At 47.6% G+C, this 18222-nt stretch carries 20 protein-coding genes and 2 pseudogenes; 11 read left to right on the forward strand and 11 right to left on the reverse strand.

Going from position 1 to position 18222, the window contains the following annotated elements:
• The first annotated feature begins 35 nt into the window (after positions 1-35).
• From Q0369_RS02560 to Q0369_RS02575, 5 genes and pseudogenes are all read left to right on the forward strand, one after another.
• Positions 36-1127, forward strand: a complete 1092-nt coding sequence (locus Q0369_RS02560) for an SAM-dependent methyltransferase (RefSeq protein WP_298095561.1) — start codon at positions 36-38, stop codon at positions 1125-1127.
• The gene (locus tag Q0369_RS02565; RefSeq protein ID WP_298095564.1) at positions 1127-1459 is read left to right on the forward strand and encodes a hypothetical protein; all 333 of its coding nucleotides are present in this window, start codon (positions 1127-1129) and stop codon (positions 1457-1459) included. Before Q0369_RS02560 ends, Q0369_RS02565 begins: the two co-directional genes overlap by 1 nt.
• Positions 1452-1805: pseudogene (locus tag Q0369_RS11170) on the forward strand (RsmD family RNA methyltransferase); the annotation flags it as partial. The gene Q0369_RS02565 and the pseudogene Q0369_RS11170, both read left to right, overlap by 8 nt.
• 375 nt (positions 1806-2180) lie before the next feature.
• A complete protein-coding gene (locus Q0369_RS11175) occupies positions 2181-2888 on the forward strand; it encodes an RsmD family RNA methyltransferase (RefSeq protein ID WP_367178962.1) in 708 nt (235 codons plus the stop codon).
• Complete coding sequence (locus Q0369_RS02575) at positions 2885-3652, forward strand: TIGR02757 family protein (protein ID WP_297989799.1); 768 nt, start codon at positions 2885-2887, stop codon at positions 3650-3652. The genes Q0369_RS11175 and Q0369_RS02575 overlap by 4 nt, the downstream gene beginning before the upstream one ends.
• 8 nt (positions 3653-3660) lie before the next feature.
• On the opposite strand, the gene Q0369_RS02580 is transcribed toward Q0369_RS02575, so the two are convergent.
• Positions 3661-4281: a hypothetical protein gene (locus Q0369_RS02580; RefSeq protein ID WP_297989796.1), complete on the reverse strand. Its 621-nt coding sequence runs from the start codon at positions 4279-4281 to the stop codon at positions 3661-3663.
• A gap of 110 nt (positions 4282-4391) precedes the next feature.
• On the opposite strand from Q0369_RS02580, the gene Q0369_RS02585 reads away from it, so the two are divergent.
• From Q0369_RS02585 to Q0369_RS02605, 5 genes are all read left to right on the forward strand, one after another.
• Positions 4392-5153, forward strand: a complete 762-nt coding sequence (locus tag Q0369_RS02585) for a TSUP family transporter (protein ID WP_297989794.1) — start codon at positions 4392-4394, stop codon at positions 5151-5153.
• 904 nt (positions 5154-6057) lie between these two features.
• Positions 6058-6180, forward strand: a complete 123-nt coding sequence (locus Q0369_RS02590) for a hypothetical protein (RefSeq protein ID WP_298095575.1) — start codon at positions 6058-6060, stop codon at positions 6178-6180.
• A 350-nt stretch (positions 6181-6530) separates the two neighbouring features.
• Positions 6531-6908 carry a RidA family protein gene (locus tag Q0369_RS02595; protein ID WP_297882955.1) on the forward strand — a complete coding sequence of 126 codons (378 nt, stop codon included), beginning with the start codon at positions 6531-6533 and terminating at the stop codon, positions 6906-6908.
• A 216-nt stretch (positions 6909-7124) separates the two neighbouring features.
• A complete protein-coding gene (locus tag Q0369_RS02600) occupies positions 7125-7832 on the forward strand; it encodes a hypothetical protein (protein WP_298095578.1) in 708 nt (235 codons plus the stop codon).
• Positions 7833-7865: 33 nt separating this feature from the next.
• Positions 7866-8882, forward strand: a complete 1017-nt coding sequence (locus tag Q0369_RS02605) for a hypothetical protein (protein WP_298095581.1) — start codon at positions 7866-7868, stop codon at positions 8880-8882.
• Between the two features lie 529 nt (positions 8883-9411).
• On the opposite strand, the gene Q0369_RS02610 is transcribed toward Q0369_RS02605, so the two are convergent.
• From Q0369_RS02610 to Q0369_RS02625, 4 genes are all read right to left on the reverse strand, one after another.
• Entirely contained in the window at positions 9412-9579 is a 168-nt protein-coding gene (locus Q0369_RS02610) for a hypothetical protein (protein ID WP_298095583.1), read from the reverse strand.
• Between the two features lie 49 nt (positions 9580-9628).
• Positions 9629-10339, reverse strand: a complete 711-nt coding sequence (locus Q0369_RS02615) for an MOSC domain-containing protein (protein WP_298095587.1) — start codon at positions 10337-10339, stop codon at positions 9629-9631.
• Between the two features lie 123 nt (positions 10340-10462).
• The gene (locus tag Q0369_RS02620) at positions 10463-11875 is read right to left on the reverse strand and encodes a sodium:alanine symporter family protein (RefSeq protein ID WP_298095591.1); all 1413 of its coding nucleotides are present in this window, start codon (positions 11873-11875) and stop codon (positions 10463-10465) included.
• A 231-nt stretch (positions 11876-12106) separates the two neighbouring features.
• Complete coding sequence (locus Q0369_RS02625; RefSeq protein WP_298095594.1) at positions 12107-12940, reverse strand: class I SAM-dependent methyltransferase; 834 nt, start codon at positions 12938-12940, stop codon at positions 12107-12109.
• A 351-nt stretch (positions 12941-13291) separates the two neighbouring features.
• Here Q0369_RS02625 and Q0369_RS02630 point away from each other — a divergent pair, with 351 nt between their 5' ends.
• On the forward strand, positions 13292-13930 hold the full coding sequence (locus Q0369_RS02630) for a Crp/Fnr family transcriptional regulator (RefSeq protein WP_298095596.1): 639 nt from the start codon (positions 13292-13294) through the stop codon (positions 13928-13930).
• A 487-nt stretch (positions 13931-14417) separates the two neighbouring features.
• Here the strand turns inward: Q0369_RS02630 and Q0369_RS02635 are convergent, their stop codons facing one another.
• The 6 genes and pseudogenes from Q0369_RS02635 to Q0369_RS02660 form a co-directional block, all read right to left on the reverse strand.
• Positions 14418-15281 carry a formate/nitrite transporter family protein gene (locus tag Q0369_RS02635; RefSeq protein ID WP_005871911.1) on the reverse strand — a complete coding sequence of 288 codons (864 nt, stop codon included), beginning with the start codon at positions 15279-15281 and terminating at the stop codon, positions 14418-14420.
• A complete protein-coding gene (locus Q0369_RS02640) occupies positions 15282-15734 on the reverse strand; it encodes a hydrogenase 3 maturation endopeptidase HyCI (protein ID WP_291936428.1) in 453 nt (150 codons plus the stop codon). It abuts the gene before it with no gap.
• Complete coding sequence (locus Q0369_RS02645; protein ID WP_005871907.1) at positions 15734-16078, reverse strand: formate hydrogenlyase maturation HycH family protein; 345 nt, start codon at positions 16076-16078, stop codon at positions 15734-15736. The genes Q0369_RS02640 and Q0369_RS02645 overlap by 1 nt, the downstream gene beginning before the upstream one ends.
• The gene (locus tag Q0369_RS02650; protein WP_298095600.1) at positions 16075-16899 is read right to left on the reverse strand and encodes an NADH-quinone oxidoreductase subunit B family protein; all 825 of its coding nucleotides are present in this window, start codon (positions 16897-16899) and stop codon (positions 16075-16077) included. Before Q0369_RS02650 ends, Q0369_RS02645 begins: the two co-directional genes overlap by 4 nt.
• Complete coding sequence (locus tag Q0369_RS02655; protein WP_177386902.1) at positions 16896-17435, reverse strand: formate hydrogenlyase complex iron-sulfur subunit; 540 nt, start codon at positions 17433-17435, stop codon at positions 16896-16898. Before Q0369_RS02655 ends, Q0369_RS02650 begins: the two co-directional genes overlap by 4 nt.
• Positions 17432-18222, reverse strand: a pseudogene (locus Q0369_RS02660) (hydrogenase large subunit); the annotation flags it as partial. The pseudogene Q0369_RS02660 and the gene Q0369_RS02655, both read right to left, overlap by 4 nt.

The raw sequence follows: 18222 nt of genomic DNA on the forward strand, positions 1-18222 counted from the left end.
CGCCTACGCAAGAGCCTGGATGAGATAGTGCGGGCGTGAAATTTAGCGATTTTTTCGAGGGCTGGCTAAACGAGAGCTACTACGCAAATGCCGCTAAAATCGGTAAGAGCGGTGATTTTTACACTGCCGTGAGCGTAGGGAGCTTCTTTGGGATCTGCATCGCGCGCGAAATTTTACGCCTAAGCGCAGATTTTTGCGCGACGCAAGAGTTAAGCTTAGATGCAGCAGCGAGTCCAAATGCATTGCGGCAAAACCTTGCGGCGAGAGAGCTAAATTTAGACGCTGCGCCTGCAAAAAAGCCGCAAAATAGCACCAAAATCGCTATCGTAGAGATCGGCTCGCACGACGGACGGCTGCTTTGCGATATAGCGCAAGCTATCTTTACGCTGGGCGGTACGGCGGCACTTGATAAATTTAGCTTTGCGATTATCGAGCCGCACGAGCGCTTGCGCGAGCTACAGCAGGCGAGCTTTGCGGAGAGCTTCGGCGACGAGATCGCGCTAAAGCATTTCACAAGCGCGCATGAGGCGAAATTTAAAGATGCGATCTTTGTGGCAAACGAGCTTTTCGACGCCTTTAAATGTGAGGCGGTGGACGGCGAAAATATGCTTTTTATCGAAAGCGGTGCGGCAAAATTTGCTCCCATAAAAGAACGCGAAATTTTAACCCTCGCACGCAGATTTGGCATATCGCGCGGCGAAATCCCGGTCGGATATTTTCGCTTTGCGCGCGAAATTTGCGCTAGTGCGCAGCGGTTTTATTTCATCGCCTTCGATTACGGACAGATGGGCGCTAGCAGCGATTTTAGCCTGCGGATTTACCGAAACCACGAGGTTTTCAGCTTCTTTGAGATGCAAAATTTGAGCGATTTTTACGGCAAGAGCGATCTTACTTACGATGTGAATTTTGAAATTTTGCGTGCTGCGTTTGAGGACGTGGGTGCCGTGACGGCGGATTTTAAAAGACAGATCGCGGCTCTCATAGACTTCGGCGCGGTCCAGCTTTTAGAGCTTTTTATGCAAAAAAGCGGCGAGAAGGGCTACCTAAACGCGCTTTTGCAGTTTAATCACCTGCGCGCGGAGTTTGGCGAGAAGTTTAAGATGATAAAATTTAAAAAGGGGTTTTGATGAAAGCTTTTATCGATTGCGACTGCGAAATTTTGCAAAAGACGCTGGAGCTGTTTTTGAAGGACCATGCCGCAAGCGCGCAGGATTGCGACTTTGTGATAAGCGATGAGCCGCAAAGGTCGGCAAAACCGCTCTTTTTGATCGACGAGGACGGAGATTTGGCGCTACCTTTTTCAAAGGATACGCTGCTATCTAGGCTAAAGGATTTTCAAGGCGAGCTAAAGCGGGATCTTGGCGACTACCATGCGGCGAGTGCGGAAGCCGAAATTTGCGCGCTATTTGATGAGTTCAAGGCAAAAATCATCGAAATTTTAAGAAGGCAAAATGGCTAAATTTTCCAGACCCGCCGGCACGCTCTTTACGCAAATTTCAAGCGGCATTTATAGGGGCAAAAAGCTCGCTCTACCCGCGCTTTCAAGTACGCGCAGCACGAAAAGCATCGTAAAGGGCTCATTTTTCGATACGTGGCGGGCGCAGTTGCGCAGCGCGGCGTTTATCGAATGCTTCGGCGGCAGCGGCGCAATGGCGCTTGAAGCGCTAAGCAACGGTGCAAAAAACGTTTATGCGATCGAAAAGGACGCCGCCGCGCATAAGATTATGCGGAAAAATTTCGAGCTTTTCAGGCTCGGCGCCAATGCGATTTTGGGCGATTGCTTCGAGCGACTACCCGAAATTTTGCACGAGCTGCAAGCGGGCACGAACGGATGCTCGGGCGGGAATTCGCCAAATTTAAGCGGCAAAAATTTCAAAAACTATGCCGACGCCGCCGCCTACTGCGAAAATTTAGACGGCGAAAAAGAGAGCTGCCGCAAAAGCTTTAGTGGCGTAGAGCAGGGCGAGGACAGATACCGCGCCGCGCAAAACGCTGGAGCGGAAGGCGGTACGCAAAGCGGCGTGAAAGATTTAGCAAAATGCGGCACGCGAAGCAGTGTGCCTGACAGCGCGCAAAATGGCGCACAGAGCGGTGTAAATGATGATTATACAGGCGAGGAGGGCTTTGGCGATTGTGCCCAGATTGGCGATTATGCGGGCGCTTCTAGTATAAAATATCGTGTGAATTCGCTAGCCACGGACGCCGCAAGCTTTGGCGAAAAGGTTGACGCTAGCTCCGCTTCGAAATACGACGTTAGCGACGCCGAGACCGCTAATCGCAGCGTAAATTTAAGCTCAAAATGCGGCGAAAGTTCTAATTTTGACGCAAATCGAGGTACGGGCTTAGGCACGAGCTGCGAAGAGAAAGAAAGCTTAAATTTAGGCGAGAATTTTGCCACTAGCTACAGAGAAAATTTACATTCAAACGTAAATTTCATCTATGATTCAAGAAAAAATTCTGCTGAGAATTCTGACAGCAAATTTAGCCCCAAGTGCGGAGAAAATTCACGCCTAAACGTAAATTTAACCCGTGGTTCAAGAAAAAATTCTGGCGCCAACTCCCGTGAAAATTTATCCTGCGGTTTAGGCGAATACTCTGCTGCAAATTCTAGCGAAAGCCATACTGCAAATTCCATAGAAAATTCCATCTCCGATCCCGCGCGCAGAGTGTTTGTCTATCTGGATCCGCCGTTTGCGATCAGGCAGGGCTTTGGCGGGATTTACGAGCGGGTGCTGGCGCTAATAGCGCGCCTAGGCTCCGCGCAGTGCGAGCTGCTAATCGCGATCGAGCATATGAGCGAGCTTGAGCTGCCGCCTAAAATCGGCGATTTCGCGCTGCTTAAATCGCGTAAATTCGGCGCTACGACGATGAGCTACTACGCAAAATGAAAAGCTTAAAGCAGATTTTAGATTATTACGCCGATTTGAAAAATTGCGACGCGGATCTTTTCGGCGCGCCCGATCCGCTGCAGGTCGCAAAGGGACATCGAAACGACGTCGTAGCGCTCATCTGCGCGTTGTTTGCTTACGGTAACGCGGCTCAAATTTTAAAATTCCTCCACTCGCTTGATTTTTCGCTTTTGGACGCAAGCGATGAGCGCATTGGCGCGGAGCTTGCGGGCAAAAAATATAGATTTCAAAGCCCGCGCGACGTCGCTGAAATTTTTATAACTTTAAAGCGGCTTAAAAATAGCCTTAGCATCGAAGAAAGCGTGCTTCGCGGCATGCAAAAAAGCGGACGGATCGAGGATGGGATAAATTTTTTAATCGGCGAGATTTACAGATTAAATCCCTACCGCAGTCCTGGGTATGAGTTTTTTTTCGGGCGCGGCTTCGCGCAAAAGCCCACGTCGCCGTATAAGCGCTACAATCTCTTCCTGCGCTGGGCGGTGCGCGACAGCGACATCGATCTGGGGCTGTACAAAAAGATCGAAAAATCGCGCCTCCTCATCCCGCTCGATACCCACACGCATAAAGTTTCGCTTAAGCTTGGGCTGATCGATCGCAAGAGTTACGATTTTGAGGCGGTTTTGCAGCTTACGCAAAGCTTAAGGCGCTTCGATCCGAGCGATCCCATCAAATACGACTTCGCGCTGTATCGCCTCGGACAGAGCGGCGAGATAGATAAAATTTTACCTTTACTGGCCGATTGATTTCAGTTTTAATTACACATACCAAGTGGACCGAAGCATTCGGAGAACAGTCTATTCTTTTGAATTATATTTTCTCCTGGATAGATAATAATTTCGTGTCCTTGCTTTTGCCAGATTTGTCCATTTTTTGCGCTTATGGTAGATACATCTAAGTGAGCTGTTGAGCCATAGACTAAATATATTTTATCAAATATATCACTATAGCCTAGATAATGAAAAAACGGCGCCGCAAACGTGATTTTTTTGAATTCCGTTAGATTGCTATCTTGAGCGACACAATTGGATTTATTGGAGGGTTTGTAGCCGTTTTCAATGAGTTTCTTTTCTGCTATGCCGTTAGTAGAATTTAACTTTACGTAATGAACATAGCAGATTTCATCTAGACTATCTGCGGCATTTGGTTGAATTTTTCTACGATACAAAAGTAATCCATCCATATCTGCATTGTCTGTTAAAATATTCAATTCTTCAAAATTATTGCTCTTTACGTTCCAAAAATCATTATATGGTTTTAAATAAATTGACGCAATAATAAATGCTATTATTAATATGATGATTGCCCCTAAAATAGATACGCTTATGATGAAAATTTTTAAAATCAGATCTATGATTTTTTTGAAACTATTCATTTTTATCCTTATTTTTTACTATTATAGCATACGATTTGCTATTGCGATGTACGGCGGTTAAAATTTAAGTTCACCTTTTGTAAAATATTGGAAATTAAAAAGGGACAAAAATGGAGCTTGAACTTTGGCAGTTTGCGGTGCTTTTTGCAGCGGCGTTTTTCGGCGGATTTATCGACTCGATCGCGGGCGGCGGCGGGCTGATATCGCTGCCTGCGCTGCTTGCCGTGGGCGTTCCGCCGCATGTAGCGATCGCCACAAATAGATTTCAAGGCAGCTTCGGAAGCTTCACCGCCGCTTTAAATTTCATCCGCAAGGGCTATGTCGATGCCGCGGAGATCTTGCGGGGCGTGGTTTTTACGTTCATAGGCGGACTCGTCGGCGCCTATGTCCTACTCCTAATCGATGCGAAATTCCTAAACTACCTCATTCCGATCCTGCTGCTGGCGCTTTTCTTTTATATGATTTTTTCGCCAAACCTAGGCGAAGCGCCCGCCAAACCCAAGATGTCAAAAAAGAGCTTTTACGCGATTTTCGGGCTTATTTTGGGGTTTTACGACGGATTTTTCGGCCCTGGTACGGGCTCGTTTTGGACGTTTGCACTCGTGGGAATTTTAGGGCTATATATGAAAAAGGCGGTCGCACACACGAAGGTTTTAAATTTCACCTCAAACATCGTCTCTTTGGGCGTTTTTATCATCGGTGGGCAGATTTTATGGCTCGTCGGAGCGGTGATGGCGGTCGGGCAGATCGCGGGTAGCTTCGCAGGCTCAAGCCTCGTGATGAGATGCGACGTGAAATTTGTGCGCAAGATGCTTCTGCTCGTCGTTGCCGCCACGATTTTAAAGCTACTTTACGGACTGATTGCAAGTTAATTACAGACTGGTTGAGGGTCGATCGCGGGTTAATTTCAAGCCAAAATCATAGAATTTTATACAGGATTTCGTATAAAATTTCGCGTAAAATTTTATGAACCCTCGCCGATCTGCCGCAATGACGCTTATCTTACTGCTGTGGCAGCATTGATTTTATTACTGCGGCATCTATTTTGCCACAGTGTCGCACCGAACTTACTGTGACACTACCAATTTACTACTTTAGCATCGATTATATCGTAGTTTCGTACCTATTGCGCTGCGACGGAGCCGACTTTGCTACCGCGACAGCGCCGATCTTGCCGCCTCGATGGTGCTTAGTTTACTGCTGCGACGTCGATTTTGCCGCAGTGTCGCACCAAATTTACTGCGACACTTCCAATTTACTACTGCAGCGTCGATTATATCGTAGCGTTGTGCTGATCTTATCGCGACTATGCTAATTTCCCGCTGCTGCGATGTTGATTCTATTGGCGTTACGTCGGAGGTCTCGCTTGTCGTGAGGTCTTGATTTTGTTGTTTCGATATCGTCGATTTTGCTCCGCTATATCGACGACTTCGTTGCCGCGCTTGCTACTGCGAGGATTTTAATTGCGTTGCGCGGTGTCGCACTGATTTTTTATGACGGCGCTGTTCTTTCTGCTGCGATGGTAGCGATTTTGGCGCTGCTTTTACCGCCCCGTCGCCTGTATCACTACTATGGGCGGTTTGATTTTGACGGTCGAGACATTGATGATCTTGCTACCGCAAGGAATTTAATTTACTGCCGTAACGACGCCAGTGAAATTTCGCCCATTCGCGCCAGTTAAATTCCACCGCACCACCCATATCTATTTCGTCGTATCGCCATGCATTCATGCGGTCTGCCCGCCGCCGATAGAGTAGTCGTATTGCCGAGTGCACAATGCTATCGTACCTGTGCTATGAAATTTTATATGTTTATGCCCACAAAATTTTAAAATACCGCTCCATAGATCATTTCGCCGTGCCGCCCGTACGTACTACCAAATCCACTCTCAGCGATTAAATTTAGCCGCACTTCCACACGCTGTTTTACTACACCCATCGGATATTTTAAATTTTGCCGTTTCGCCGCCACGGCTTGCTATTCCGCACTATAGCTCCTCGCTATATTGCTCGCTGTATTTGTGCGATAAATTAACCGTATCGCTGCGCATCTGTTTCGCCTCGCCTGCCGAAATTTAGCCGCCCCGCGCGCTTATTAACTTTACCGCGCCGCCGCCTTTCCGCCAATTAATTTTAGCTGCACCGTCGCACCCTCTGCACCTGTAACCTCGCTCGCAAAATTCCGCCGCCTAAAGCAATGCTAAAATATTTTGCGATAAAATGGGCGAAATTTTTTACAAAGGATTTAGTATGCAAATCATCTCGACTCCCGATGCGGCGCAGGCCATCGGGCCGTACTCTCAGGCGATCAAGGCGGGTGGGTTCATCTTTACCTCCGGGCAGATCGCGCTTAAGCCGGACGGTGAGTTTGTCGCGGGCGGCGTGGAAGCGCAGAGTAGGCAGGTTTTGCAAAACCTCGCGGCGATCCTAAAAGAAGCGGGCGCGACACTGCAAGATGCCGTCAAAACTACGATTTTCCTAGCCGACATGGGCGATTTTGCCGCGGTGAACGAGATATACGTAGCGGCGTTCGGCGAGCACAAGCCGGCTCGCAGCACGGTGCAGGTCGCTAAACTCCCCAAGGGGGCGCTTGTGGAGATCGAAGTAATAGCGCTGGCTAGGGCTTAGCGCTAAATTTAGATCGCTAAAACTCTGCCGGTTCGCGTTTGCGGTCAAAATTTATGCGCGGGCTGCTCGAAATTTTAAACGGCTAGCTTTGGTTTTGAAGCTGCGCGAGCTTTTAAATTTAGATTTTTAAAGCCGCGCCAAACGCCCGCAGGTCTATGCAAACAGCGCGTCTGGTGTGCTAAGGCGTTAAAATTTCTCGCTCAAAATGAGATCAAAATGATAGAAAAGCTTATTCAAAAATCTAAAAATATCACGGCCGCGGGGCGCAGCGACATAGAGCCCGCGTGGATCGCGCAGGCGCAGCGGCGGCTTGGTTTTGCGCTGCCTGTGAGCTACAAGCAGATACTGCTAAGATACGCTAGCATCAGCGCGGCGGGGACGGAGCTAAAAACGATCGCACCGCCCGAGTTTGCGGATAGTGCCGATGAGGGCATCTGCTACACGTATAAGATAAATCTCAAAAACGACCTATTCGCCGCGGATGAGCTCGTATTTTTGCAGCTCGAGGACGAGGAGTATTATTTTAAAATTTCGCCCGCAAGCGACATAGCGGACGGCTCGCCGAATACGGCGCGCAGCAAGACGGCGGAGAGCACGAGCGGCGAAGCTGCGGGCGAGACAGCGCGTGGTACAGTGGTCGCGACGGTAGCCGATAGTGCGGAAAATAGGGCATCGGACGACGAAGCGCGTGCAGATAGATCACCGGATGCAGCGCGCGATATAAATGCCGAAGCAGCAGATGAAACGACGTGCAAAGCTGCAGGCGCGACAATGAGCGAGGCGGCAAGTGGAGCGACGAAAGAGATAACGAGCGAGCAGGCAGGCGACGCGCCGTGCGAATACCCCGTATATGTGCGCGACTACGCAGAGGGTGAGGATAGGCTTTTCGCGGACGATTTTTACGGGTTTTTGGAAAAATTTTAAGACGAAATTTAACGCAAAATCAGGAGAGGCGAAATGGGGCTGTTTGACATTTTTAAAAATGATAAATTTGACATCGACGTGCGCTCGGACGGCGTTTTTATTGGCGGTGTAAACTGCGAGTTTGATCTAGCTAAATTTAATGAAGCCCTAGATCAGCCGCGCGTGATCGATGACGGAGAGGGCAAAAGCCGCTATTTTTGGGATGAGGCGGGGATTTTCGCCTTCGTGCGCGCAGACGAGCTCGCAGAACCGAGGCTTTCCGAGATAGTTTTGATGCTTGAGGTCGCAAGGGGCGTGCAGCACGAGGTTCCGCGCGAGCTATACGGCGGCGCATTCACGCTTGAGGGCAGACCGCCGCTTGAGGCCGTGCCTGAGCAGGAGCTGCGCGGCGCATATATATTTTTGGAGCTTAGCCTCGGCAAATTCGAAGTCTCTCTAGCTCTAGCAGAGGCCGTGCAGGAGCGCATAGGCGCGATGGACTTTGCCGAGCGCTTCGCTAAGCGCGACACCGACGAGATAGCAGATATCGTGCGAGCTGCGGAAATGCCGATAGGACGCGTCTGCATCAATCAAAAGACAAAAAAGGTAAAGCGAAAGCCAAGCGATAAATTTAAGCTTCCGCGCGCGACGGGCGAGACGCTAGCGTTTAAAAATTTCAATTTCAAAATCGCCGTGATGAACGAGCTGATGTACGAAAAAGCCCTGCTGGAGCCTAAATTTGACGTGTTTGAATACTGCGAAGAGCGCAGCATCGATCCGTATGCGGACTTCGGCGCGCTGCCGCAAGCCAAAAAGTGGTTCAAGGACTATCCTGTCCCCGCAGATTTGGCGGAGCAGGTGAGCGAGCTCTATCTTGACGGCGGAAACGAAATTTATCTACAAATCGCGCCTGATTGGGACGGCGAGGACGAGCTTTTTGACATCAAAAACATTGATGCCGCCGAGCTTGCGCCCTTCGTTAATCTTAAGAAAATCGAAACGACCGGCATCGGCATATCTAAAAAGGCGCGAAAAGCCTGCGCGGATGCGGGGATTACGGTAGTTGATTAAGCGCAGGAACAGACTTTGAGCTCTACGGCGCGCGGTTTTAAAAAACTGAAATAGGCTTTTGGGCTGCGGCGCGCGTTTTTTAAAGGTCGTAATTGTTGCCGTGCCGCAAAAAATTCCACGCAAAATTCTACTTATAGCAAGCGCTATAAATGAACTTTGAAAGGCGCTTGGCGAAGCATCTGATATGTCTAATTTGGCGCGCGTTACAAAGCTTTGAGAAAGCTCGTTTGCAGCATAAGAGCCACGCCGCTAAGTGTGCGAGATGAGTGTGTTGCGAGAGTAAAAATAGTTCGCTTTTTGATTTTGGAAAAAATCGCTGCGTAGCAAGGGGATTAAATTTACCGCTTTTAAATTTTAAAATTTACAAAGAGCGGCGCTTGCGGCTTTGAATGTGCGGCTAAATTTAGACTTCATGATGGATTAAATTCTAAGTGCGGTTAAATTTGCGTCTTTAATTTTGCTTGCAGTCCGTGTCATGCCGCAAAACATGGTGTGAAAACAGATCGCATTTGCGCGCGATCAGCGCGGATCAAATTAAAATTTCGTCTTTGGAATTTAGTCTGAATTTGCAGCTCGCATCAAGAAAGTATTTTTTGTAAGCCGATATTGAGTAGCCAAGAAGTATCTTGAAACTTAGCATCGGCGGCTTAGAAAGTATTTTGAAATCCGCATCAAGAGAGTATTTTAAAGCTAGCAAGATGCGGCGCTGCTTTGCTGGTCTTATAACGCTGCTTTGAGGCTAAATTTCATAGCCGCATAAAGCTGTCGTCGTAGCCGCCTTCTAGCTTGCGGCGCATGTCCTCGCGCCATTTTGGCGTAAGCGTCGTAAGCAGGTTAAATTTTGCTAACAGCCCTTCATCGAGGCGATCGCCGTAAAATAGACGATTAAGCTCCATCACGCTCATCATAACGGGGTCGCGTCCCACGACGTAGATCTCGTCGCCTGCGCGGCACGAGCCAGCCTCCAGCACGCGGTAGTACCAGCCGGTAAGTCCGCTGCGCGCGATCTCCGCCGTCATCTCCGCGTTGCCCCAGCGCATCGAGAGCTTGTAGCAGGGCTTGCGCGGCTGGCTTACTTGTAGCACCAGCGAGCCTATGCGGTGCACATCGCCGATGCATACGTTTTGCTCGTGTAGTCCGCTGATCGTGAGGTTTTCGCCCATTGCGCCGTAAGCTAGATTTTTAAGCCCCAAAAACCTCTCCCACGCGGCGTAATTTTGCAGCGAGTTGGCAAAAATCGCCTTTTCCTCTCCGCCGTGATGCAGCGTGTCGGCTACCGCGTCACCCTCGAATCCAAGCTCATTTGCGCGCACTTCGCCCGTTCTAGCTTGCTTAAAAATCGCCGTCTCCCAGCGCTTTTTTAGAGGCTGTGTAGCGCGCTCGTCGCCGTAAGCGCGCGGTTGCCCAGTCAGTAATGCCTTTAAAACGGGCATTTTTTCGCTCCTTAAAATTTGCATCCGTTCTCCTTAGATCATAAAATTTAGGCAAGGATTTTAGCGCGAAAAGAATTTTAAAATTCTAAATTTTAAGATGATTTTGCGCTAAATTCCAAGTACGGGCTTAAAATTTAGCGCGCGGCGTTATTTGTAGTCGTTCGCGTCGTAGCTTTTGCCGTCGTTAAAGTCGCTCAAAAGCCGCACGACGACGGGGCTAAGCAGGATGATCGCGATTAAGTTGGGGATCACCATCAGTCCGTTAAACATATCGGCTAGCCCCCAGACTAGGTCGATCTTTTGCACGCTTCCTATGAATACGAATGCAACGACTAAAATTTGCAAGAGCTTGACGAATTTTGCGCCCAGGAGGTATCGCACGTTGATCTCGGCGAAGTAATACCAGCCCAAAATCGTGGTAAATGCGAAGAAAAACAGACAGATCGCCACGAAGCCGTAGCCGCCGCTACGACCTAAAATTTGCGATCCGAAGGCTTCCTGCACCAGCGAGATACCCGAAAATACCGCCTTGCCGTTTTCGAAGGCGACTACGTCGGTGCTAAGCACGACGAAAACGGTGATGTTAAGCACGATGAATGTATCGACAAAAACGCCCATTATGCCGAGTACGGCTTGATCTACGGGGTGTTTGACGTTCGCTGCGGCGTGTGCGTGCGGCGTCGAGCCCATGCCCGCTTCGTTTGAAAAGAGCCCGCGCGCGATGCCGTATCTCATCGCAGTGGCGATCGTAGCGCCCGTAGCGCCGCCCCAGGCAGCCGATGGATCGAACGCGGCTTTGAATATCAGCGCGATGACGGATGGAATTTTATCGAAATTTGAGCCGATGATGACGAGACCGACGAGCACGTAGCAGATCGCCATTATAGGCACAACCTTTTCGGCTACGCGCGCGATCGCTTTGACGCCGCCGAAAAAGATGACACAGCAGATGAGCGCTAAGGCTGCGCCGCTCACCCACTTCGGAATTCCGAATGCACCGCTAAAGCCGTCGGAGATGGAGTTTGCCTGCACCATATTACCCATGAAGCCCAAAGCAAAGATGATGGCTAGCGCAAAAAATGCCGCTAAAGGCTTGGCAAGGGGGCTTTTAAGTCCGCGACTGATGTAAAACGCGGGCCCTCCGATCATATGTCCGCTATCATCCTTGGTGCGGTAAATTTGAGCCAGGCAGATCTCGGCAAAATTCGTCGCCATACCCAAAAACGCTGCGCACCACATCCAAAATATCGCGCCCGGCCCGCCCATTATTAGCGCGGTGCTGGCGCCTACTAGGTTGCCGGTGCCTACCTGCGCCGCGATCGCCGTAGCGACGGCTTGGAACGAGCTCATGCCGCTTTTGCCCGCAGCCTCGCCGTGCAGGGAGAAGTTGCCGAAAAGCTTGCGCGCGCCCATTTTAAATTTAAAAATTTGCACTAAATGCAAGCGCGCCGTAAAATATGCGCCGGTGCCGCAAAGTAGGGCGATTAGAAAGTATGGGCCCCACAAAAAGGAGTTGATCGCGTCAATTGTGGCGGTGAGTTTGTCGAGAAAATTTTGCATGATCTTTTCCGTGAATTTAAGATGCGAAAATATATTTTAAAAACTCTTAAATTCCTATAAATCGAGAGAAATTTAAGCGAAATTTTAAAGCGTTTTTATAATTTTACTCAGCATTGAGCAAAGCGGTATGTGCTGTTTGCTCTGCATGTCAGCTTGCCAGATAAGCAGCTTAGAATTCGCGCCTTAGCTGTCGAAATTTGCAAAGCAATCAACTGAAATTTTAAGCCTTATTTATTCATCACCGCCTTCGATTTTGAAAACGAACATCTTGCAAGCGTTACAAAAGGCGGGGATCAGGCTAAAGAGGCGCGCTTTAAGGCTCCAGTGGCTTTTATACATTTTTAGCATCGCGGCCTCCCTGACGAATCTGATATGCGCACTATCCCAGCTCTGCACCTCTGCACCGCCGCTAACGCCCATTTTAAAGGGCGCGTTTTGCATGTGTCGCATCGCGTCGTGGCGTTTGGAGTCGAATTTTCTTACCGAAAACTCGCTCATAAAGTCGCTCAGCACGTAGCCGCTAAATTTTTGCGAAAGCGCGATAAAAAATTTTTTAAATTCCTCCTTTTCAAAATACATACTCACGCCCTCTAAGATGAAGATGTAGCCCGCGCTGCCGTGCTTTGCGACCAGCTCGTCCATCCACGATGGATCTAGCATCGAGCAGGGCAGGCTGAAATTATTCTTTGCCTTGGGCAGCAGCTCGTCGCGTGCGGCGATGACGTCTGGCAGATCGAGATCGTAAAATAGGGCGCTCGGTAGGGCTTTTTGCAGTCTAAGCGGGCGGGTGTCGAGTCCTGCGCCAAGCTGCACGATGATAGGGTGATCAAGCTCCGCCGCGAGCCGCAGCGTCTCGTCGTCAAAAAATTTCGCGCGGATCACCGTGCCTGTCTTGCTAAGGCGCGCATCGTTAAATTTTGCAAAATCATAATCGATCTGTTCGACCGCGGCGCTTGAAAAGGGATCATTTAGGATTGGATCCGCGTCTTTGAAATCCAAATGGCGCATATAGACGTTGATTAGCAGCGTCTCGGAAACGTTATCTTTAAAATTTAACTTTTGCATGAAGTGCCTTTCTTGCGGTGTCATCGCGAGCAAAATACCGCTTATTTTTAATATGTATTATTATATCCTTGCTAAATAAAATTTCAATGAAATGATATGAATTTTTATTTAAAGACAGAATTTTAAATTCGCGCCGCGGGTTTTGGCTATAATATTGCCGCGTAAAGCTCAATTAATTTTGAAATTTTATGCGATGTAAAGCGCGGGTAAAATTAGAATTTTAATAGCTATAAAATTTATTAGCTTAGGTGACCCAGATGCGCAGCTATAGCCTGGATGGTAAATTTAGTCCGCGCAGCTTTATCTTTGTCTAAATATTTCATTGTATAATTCTTAGCTTTTGGAGGTTATATGGAAAAATCGCGGCTAGGACTACTGCAAACCGAGGCTATCTCCACGCTTAGCGACGAGGAGCTTGCAATGTTCGAGCACCAAGTCATCAAAAAAGGCTATGTTTTTTATAGCGAGGCGCCTAAAGTTTTTATTTTTAAAAGTGGACAGGCGAAGCTTTCGTTTTTTGAAGACGGCGAGGAATTCATCATCAACTACCTAAATAAGGACAATATTACCATTCTCAATGAAATTTGCGCGCTTGAGTTTTTAGAGGACAGCGAGATTTACACGATCGATGCGAGCGGACTAGGGGAGATCTTGGCAAATCGCAGCTTTTGCGAGGCATATATAAAAATTTTAACAGAGATAATTCTGCTGCAGCGCAAAATCACACGCTCTATACTTTTTGAAAATGCAAAAGGGCGCATCGCGAGCTTTTTGATCGAGCTTGCAAACGAGCAGAATTTTCATCAAAATGGCTACAAATACGTCTTTTTGCCCTTTTCGCTAAAGGTGCTTTCGTCCTTCGTAGGGCTCAAGCGTCAAAGCGCGAGTACCGCGTTTAACGAGCTTGTAAAAGATAACGTAATTCAAAAAATCAGTCAGCACGAGTTTTTGATCCTGGACTACGACAGATTGCTTAGCTACTGTGTTTAGGCTCGGGCTAGAGTTTTTAAAGCATTTATGCGGCTTACGCTTACGGCTTAAGTGCGAAATTTTGTCTAAAGTTATGGCGCAGGATTTTGCCTAGATTTACAGCGTAAAATTTTTATCAAGAGCCTGGTTTTAGAATTCCATCCCGAATTTCGTTTAGGATTTCGTCTAAAATTTTAACTTATATAAAATTTGGGTTTGTGACCTCGTTTAAAATTCTGTTTTGAATTTACTTAAAATTTTAACACGTAATTCGCTTTTGGATTTTATCCGCTATCCTAAAACGCAAAGCTTTGGAATTTTAAATTTAGTGGCAGGCTATGGAATTTAAAATTTTGGATCAAGCTGGAATTTTATGTATTGCAATGGAATTTAAAATTTTGGATCGAGCGAAATTTTACGCATCGGAATTTTTAAAATTTCATAAACTAAAAATGCGCGGCAAAGTGCCGCGCCATATTTTGTTTATATCGTGCTGAAGTGCGATAGATTAGTCTTTCTTTTTCATATCGTATTTATTGACCATAAATCCGACCAAGCCTACGAAAAATAGACCGCCGCAGATGTTACCTAGCGTAACCGGGATCATATTTTTAACGATGAAATTTCCCCAGTTTATTGAATCTATTTGAGCCGCCGTTACGCCGTGAAGTGAGCTTGCAAGAGCATTTACATCGCCACCTGCAGCCGCAAGATAGTGGCCTTTAGCGATGATGCCTTCAGTTAGGATAAACATATTTGCCACGCAGTGTTCCATCGAGCAAGCTACGAATGCGCCGATCATCCACATAATTGCAAAGAATTTACCCGATAGATTGCTCTCGCTGGTCGCAGTCCAGATAGACATACATACAAACACGTTACAAAAAATTCCGCGGATGAATAGCTCATGAAAAGGTGCGTTTATTTTGCCTGCTGCTGCAGGAATGAAGTGCTGCAAGATGTAGCCATCATATTTAAGCGGAAGTCCTGAGTAATAATACATATACGCGATTAACGCGCCACCTACAAAGTTAAAGCACCAAACGATAGCCCAATAGCCGATAGTTTTACCTAGCGGTAATTTGCCATCGGCAGCAGGTACGCCCGTTAAAACCGAGCTGGTAAATAGATGCCCACCGTAAAAAACCACCATCATCAGACCGCAGCTAAAGGTAATACCACCGATGAAATTCGATAAGCCAATAGATTGCTTTTCAGCCATTCCGACGGTCGAGTGAGCCCAGAAAATATCGCCCATAGCGATTGCAGCGCCCGCCATTATAGCTAGAAAAATTATGCTAATTAGCGGGGTATGCGCCTTGTGTTGCATCGAACTAGACACCGCTTGCGCGGTTTCTGCAGGATTTAACATTTACTCCTCCTCATTTAAATTTGAATCAATTTCTAAGATACGCTCATAAGCTTTTTGCGCACTTTTTTTTGCGCTCTCGCTTAGCCCTTCTTTAAAATCAAGGACATTATCGAGTAGTACGCTTATGCCCAAAAACAACGTCTTTGGGCAAATTTTGCGCAAATAGCTTAGAAGCACCGGCGTAGGCAGGTTATGCGTCGAGTATATGTAGTCGCGATCGTTGCTGAGGTCGAAAAATTCTATCTTATCCTCGTCAAAGCCGCTCATCGCATCTACTACGATCAGAATTTCAGGGGCGAATTCCCTAAGGGCTGCAAATTCGTTTTCGGGCACATCCTGCCCATAAAAAACGCGCCAATCTTTTAAGTTTGCCTCGACTATTCGCCCCGTCTCATTACCTACGTCGTCGTCGCCGCGAAGGGGATTGCCGATACAAAGCAACGCCTTTCGCATCAAAAATCCTTCCTTAGCACGAAATATCCTTCGCGCATATTTTTTAGCAGATCTTTAAGCTCACATTCGCAAAGCTGAGGGATTAGCTTAGCTGCGTGCTCGGCAAAAATTTCAATCTCGAAATACTTGCTTAGGTTACCGATCTTAAATTTAACGTAGTCGCCCGAGTTCTCGATGATGCGTTTAAATTCTTCATCATCTATCTCAAGTACCTTTTCGCTAAAATCTATCGTACCTACGCCGTGACCGACGCAGGTGGAAAAAACCTTGATATCCTTTAGTTCTTTGGGTAAATTTTCGTTTTCGTCCATATGCCGCTTTGTAAGCTTAAAAACCTCAATCATCGTTTGCTCCAGACCTCTTTTTGCGGATCGATCTTAAATTCCTCCGTAGCGCGGGCGTATTTTATATATACGTCGTTGTGTAATAGCGCCATGCACTCCGCATATCTAGGATCCTCTTCGGTGTGGATAGCGTTAAGTAGAGCCTCGCGAGAAGCTTTTGGATCGTGAACGTCAGATGAGGTTTTGATCGCATCCATATATTTTGCAAATAAAACTCTTCCGAAAATATAGCTCATCAGCCTCTTAGCTTCAGCTTGCAGATCGCGCTCGAATAAAATATCGCCGATAACTGAACTCTTAACCGGTGGTGGAAGAGTGCTATCTTGCTCATAGCTCTTCTTTTGAAGCTTTTGATCGATGATGCCAAGCGCCATGCCAAGACCATAGATGATGCTAGCAGGATGCGGAGGGCAGCCTGGGATATAAACATCTACCGGTACAATCTTATCGATACCACTCCATACGCTATATGCGTCATGAAAAATTCCACCAGTGCTTCCGCAGGCCCCAAGAGCTACTACGATCTTTGGATCAGGTGCAGCCTCATAAGCGCGGAGCAGCGGATAATACATCTGTCGAGTAACCGGACCGGTGCAGACTAAGATATCTGCGTGGCGAGGGTTAGCTACGAGTTTAAATCCGAAGCGCTCCGGATCCCACATCGGCGTGATAGAAGCAAAAATTTCGATTTCACAGCCGTTGCAACTTCCGCAGTCGATACGATAAACGCTGAAGCTTCGTTTGATATTTTTCAAAAGCTCCAACTTTGCGGTTAGATCGTTTGCGTTTTTAATATTTTCGGGGACTTGATACAAACTCATTTTATTGCCTCCTCTATACCTTTGGTCACTCTTTCGACCGCTTGAGCTTTTTTGCATTCAGGACAGATATAGAGATATTTTTTAGCTTCTTCTAATCTGCCTGGGAGCAAATTTGCAGTACTTAGTTTTTCTAGCGTGTAGTTGATGAGCCTTTTTGGGGTCATTGGCTTGCCGCAGCAGCTGCATTTCTCCATCTCAAGCTCGCCGTGTTGGATAAGCGCGCTTTTATCAAATTTTACCGCTAGCTCAAAGCTATTGCCTAGCCTTACTGCTCCCGTAGGGCATACCTCGTCGCAGCGACCGCAAAATATGCAGCGTCCGCAATCAAATTCCCAAATTAGTTTGGTTTGGGCTTCATTCATCTTAAGCTCAATCGCATTAGATGGGCAGGCGATTCCGCACGCAGCACAGCCTATGCAAAGCTCATAGGTGTATTCAGGCTGCCCGCGAAAATTCTCGGGCACGATGTATGGCTCAAACGGATAAGCATAGGTCGCCTTACCATATTTTTCGGTAATGTCGAATAATTTCATCATCTTAAATCCTTTTTGCTAACCTTGCCGTCTTGGCAAAATTTCTTAAGGTCTTTTTCGGTTAGAATTTTACTCTTTCCGCTATTAATATCGACTAAAGTTACGCGCTCGGTGCATGAGTAGCACGGATCCATCGAGCATACGATTAGCGCCGCATCGGAGATGTTATTTCCGCGGAATTGAAATCGCAAGCTCGGCCAGTTGTTATACGTAGCGGCGCGACATCTCCAGCGGTAAACCTTCTGTGCGTTTCCTTGCATGATCCAGTGGACGTTTTCGCCGCGCGGCGCTTCGTCGTGACCTAAAGCGTAGTTTTCCGGTCTGATCATAGTCTGTGGATCGATCATTATCGGAGTTTGCGGCATTTGATGCAAGCACTGCCTGATGATGTGGATCGATTGTTTAAGCTCTTTATATCTTACGACTTCGCGACTGAATACATCGCCACCGTGCTCTACAGCTACTTCGAATTCTATCTTGTTGAAGAAATCGTAAGGATGATCGTAGCGGTTGTCGCGTTTAAAGCCGGAAGCTCTCATGTTTGGACCTACCGGGCTGAAATCGCGCGCTACTTTGCGATCTAATACGCCCACGCCCTTCCAGCGACCGATTTGGCGTTTATCCTCCATAACGGCGTCCCAAATTTCAGAAATTTGAACATCAAGTTTATTGATGATCTCGATGCTCTTGCGGATTTCGTTATCGGTCATATCGCGGCGAAGTCCGCCCATAATGACATTGCCGTAGGTCTTGCGGCCGCCGGTTACGAGCTGAGCTAGCTCCATGGAGT

It is taken from the genome of uncultured Campylobacter sp., assembly GCF_938030685.1.
Taxonomy (GTDB): domain Bacteria; phylum Campylobacterota; class Campylobacteria; order Campylobacterales; family Campylobacteraceae; genus Campylobacter_B.

Coding starts and splice junctions, on each gene's coding strand:
- Q0369_RS02565 (WP_298095564.1), top strand. CDS start 1,127: ATGAAAGCTTTTATCGATTGCGACTGCGAAATTTTGCAAAAGACGCTG.
- Q0369_RS02575 (WP_297989799.1), top strand. CDS start 2,885: ATGAAAAGCTTAAAGCAGATTTTAGATTATTACGCCGATTTGAAAAAT.
- Q0369_RS02580 (WP_297989796.1), bottom strand. CDS start 4,281: ATGAATAGTTTCAAAAAAATCATAGATCTGATTTTAAAAATTTTCATC.
- Q0369_RS02585 (WP_297989794.1), top strand. CDS start 4,392: ATGGAGCTTGAACTTTGGCAGTTTGCGGTGCTTTTTGCAGCGGCGTTT.
- Q0369_RS02590 (WP_298095575.1), top strand. CDS start 6,058: ATGCTATCGTACCTGTGCTATGAAATTTTATATGTTTATGCCCACAAA.
- Q0369_RS02595 (WP_297882955.1), top strand. CDS start 6,531: ATGCAAATCATCTCGACTCCCGATGCGGCGCAGGCCATCGGGCCGTAC.
- Q0369_RS02600 (WP_298095578.1), top strand. CDS start 7,125: ATGATAGAAAAGCTTATTCAAAAATCTAAAAATATCACGGCCGCGGGG.
- Q0369_RS02605 (WP_298095581.1), top strand. CDS start 7,866: ATGGGGCTGTTTGACATTTTTAAAAATGATAAATTTGACATCGACGTG.
- Q0369_RS02615 (WP_298095587.1), bottom strand. CDS start 10,339: ATGCAAATTTTAAGGAGCGAAAAAATGCCCGTTTTAAAGGCATTACTG.
- Q0369_RS02620 (WP_298095591.1), bottom strand. CDS start 11,875: ATGCAAAATTTTCTCGACAAACTCACCGCCACAATTGACGCGATCAAC.
- Q0369_RS02625 (WP_298095594.1), bottom strand. CDS start 12,940: ATGCAAAAGTTAAATTTTAAAGATAACGTTTCCGAGACGCTGCTAATC.
- Q0369_RS02630 (WP_298095596.1), top strand. CDS start 13,292: ATGGAAAAATCGCGGCTAGGACTACTGCAAACCGAGGCTATCTCCACG.
- Q0369_RS02635 (WP_005871911.1), bottom strand. CDS start 15,281: ATGTTAAATCCTGCAGAAACCGCGCAAGCGGTGTCTAGTTCGATGCAA.
- Q0369_RS02640 (WP_291936428.1), bottom strand. CDS start 15,734: ATGCGAAAGGCGTTGCTTTGTATCGGCAATCCCCTTCGCGGCGACGAC.
- Q0369_RS02645 (WP_005871907.1), bottom strand. CDS start 16,078: ATGATTGAGGTTTTTAAGCTTACAAAGCGGCATATGGACGAAAACGAA.
- Q0369_RS02650 (WP_298095600.1), bottom strand. CDS start 16,899: ATGAGTTTGTATCAAGTCCCCGAAAATATTAAAAACGCAAACGATCTA.
- Q0369_RS02655 (WP_177386902.1), bottom strand. CDS start 17,435: ATGATGAAATTATTCGACATTACCGAAAAATATGGTAAGGCGACCTAT.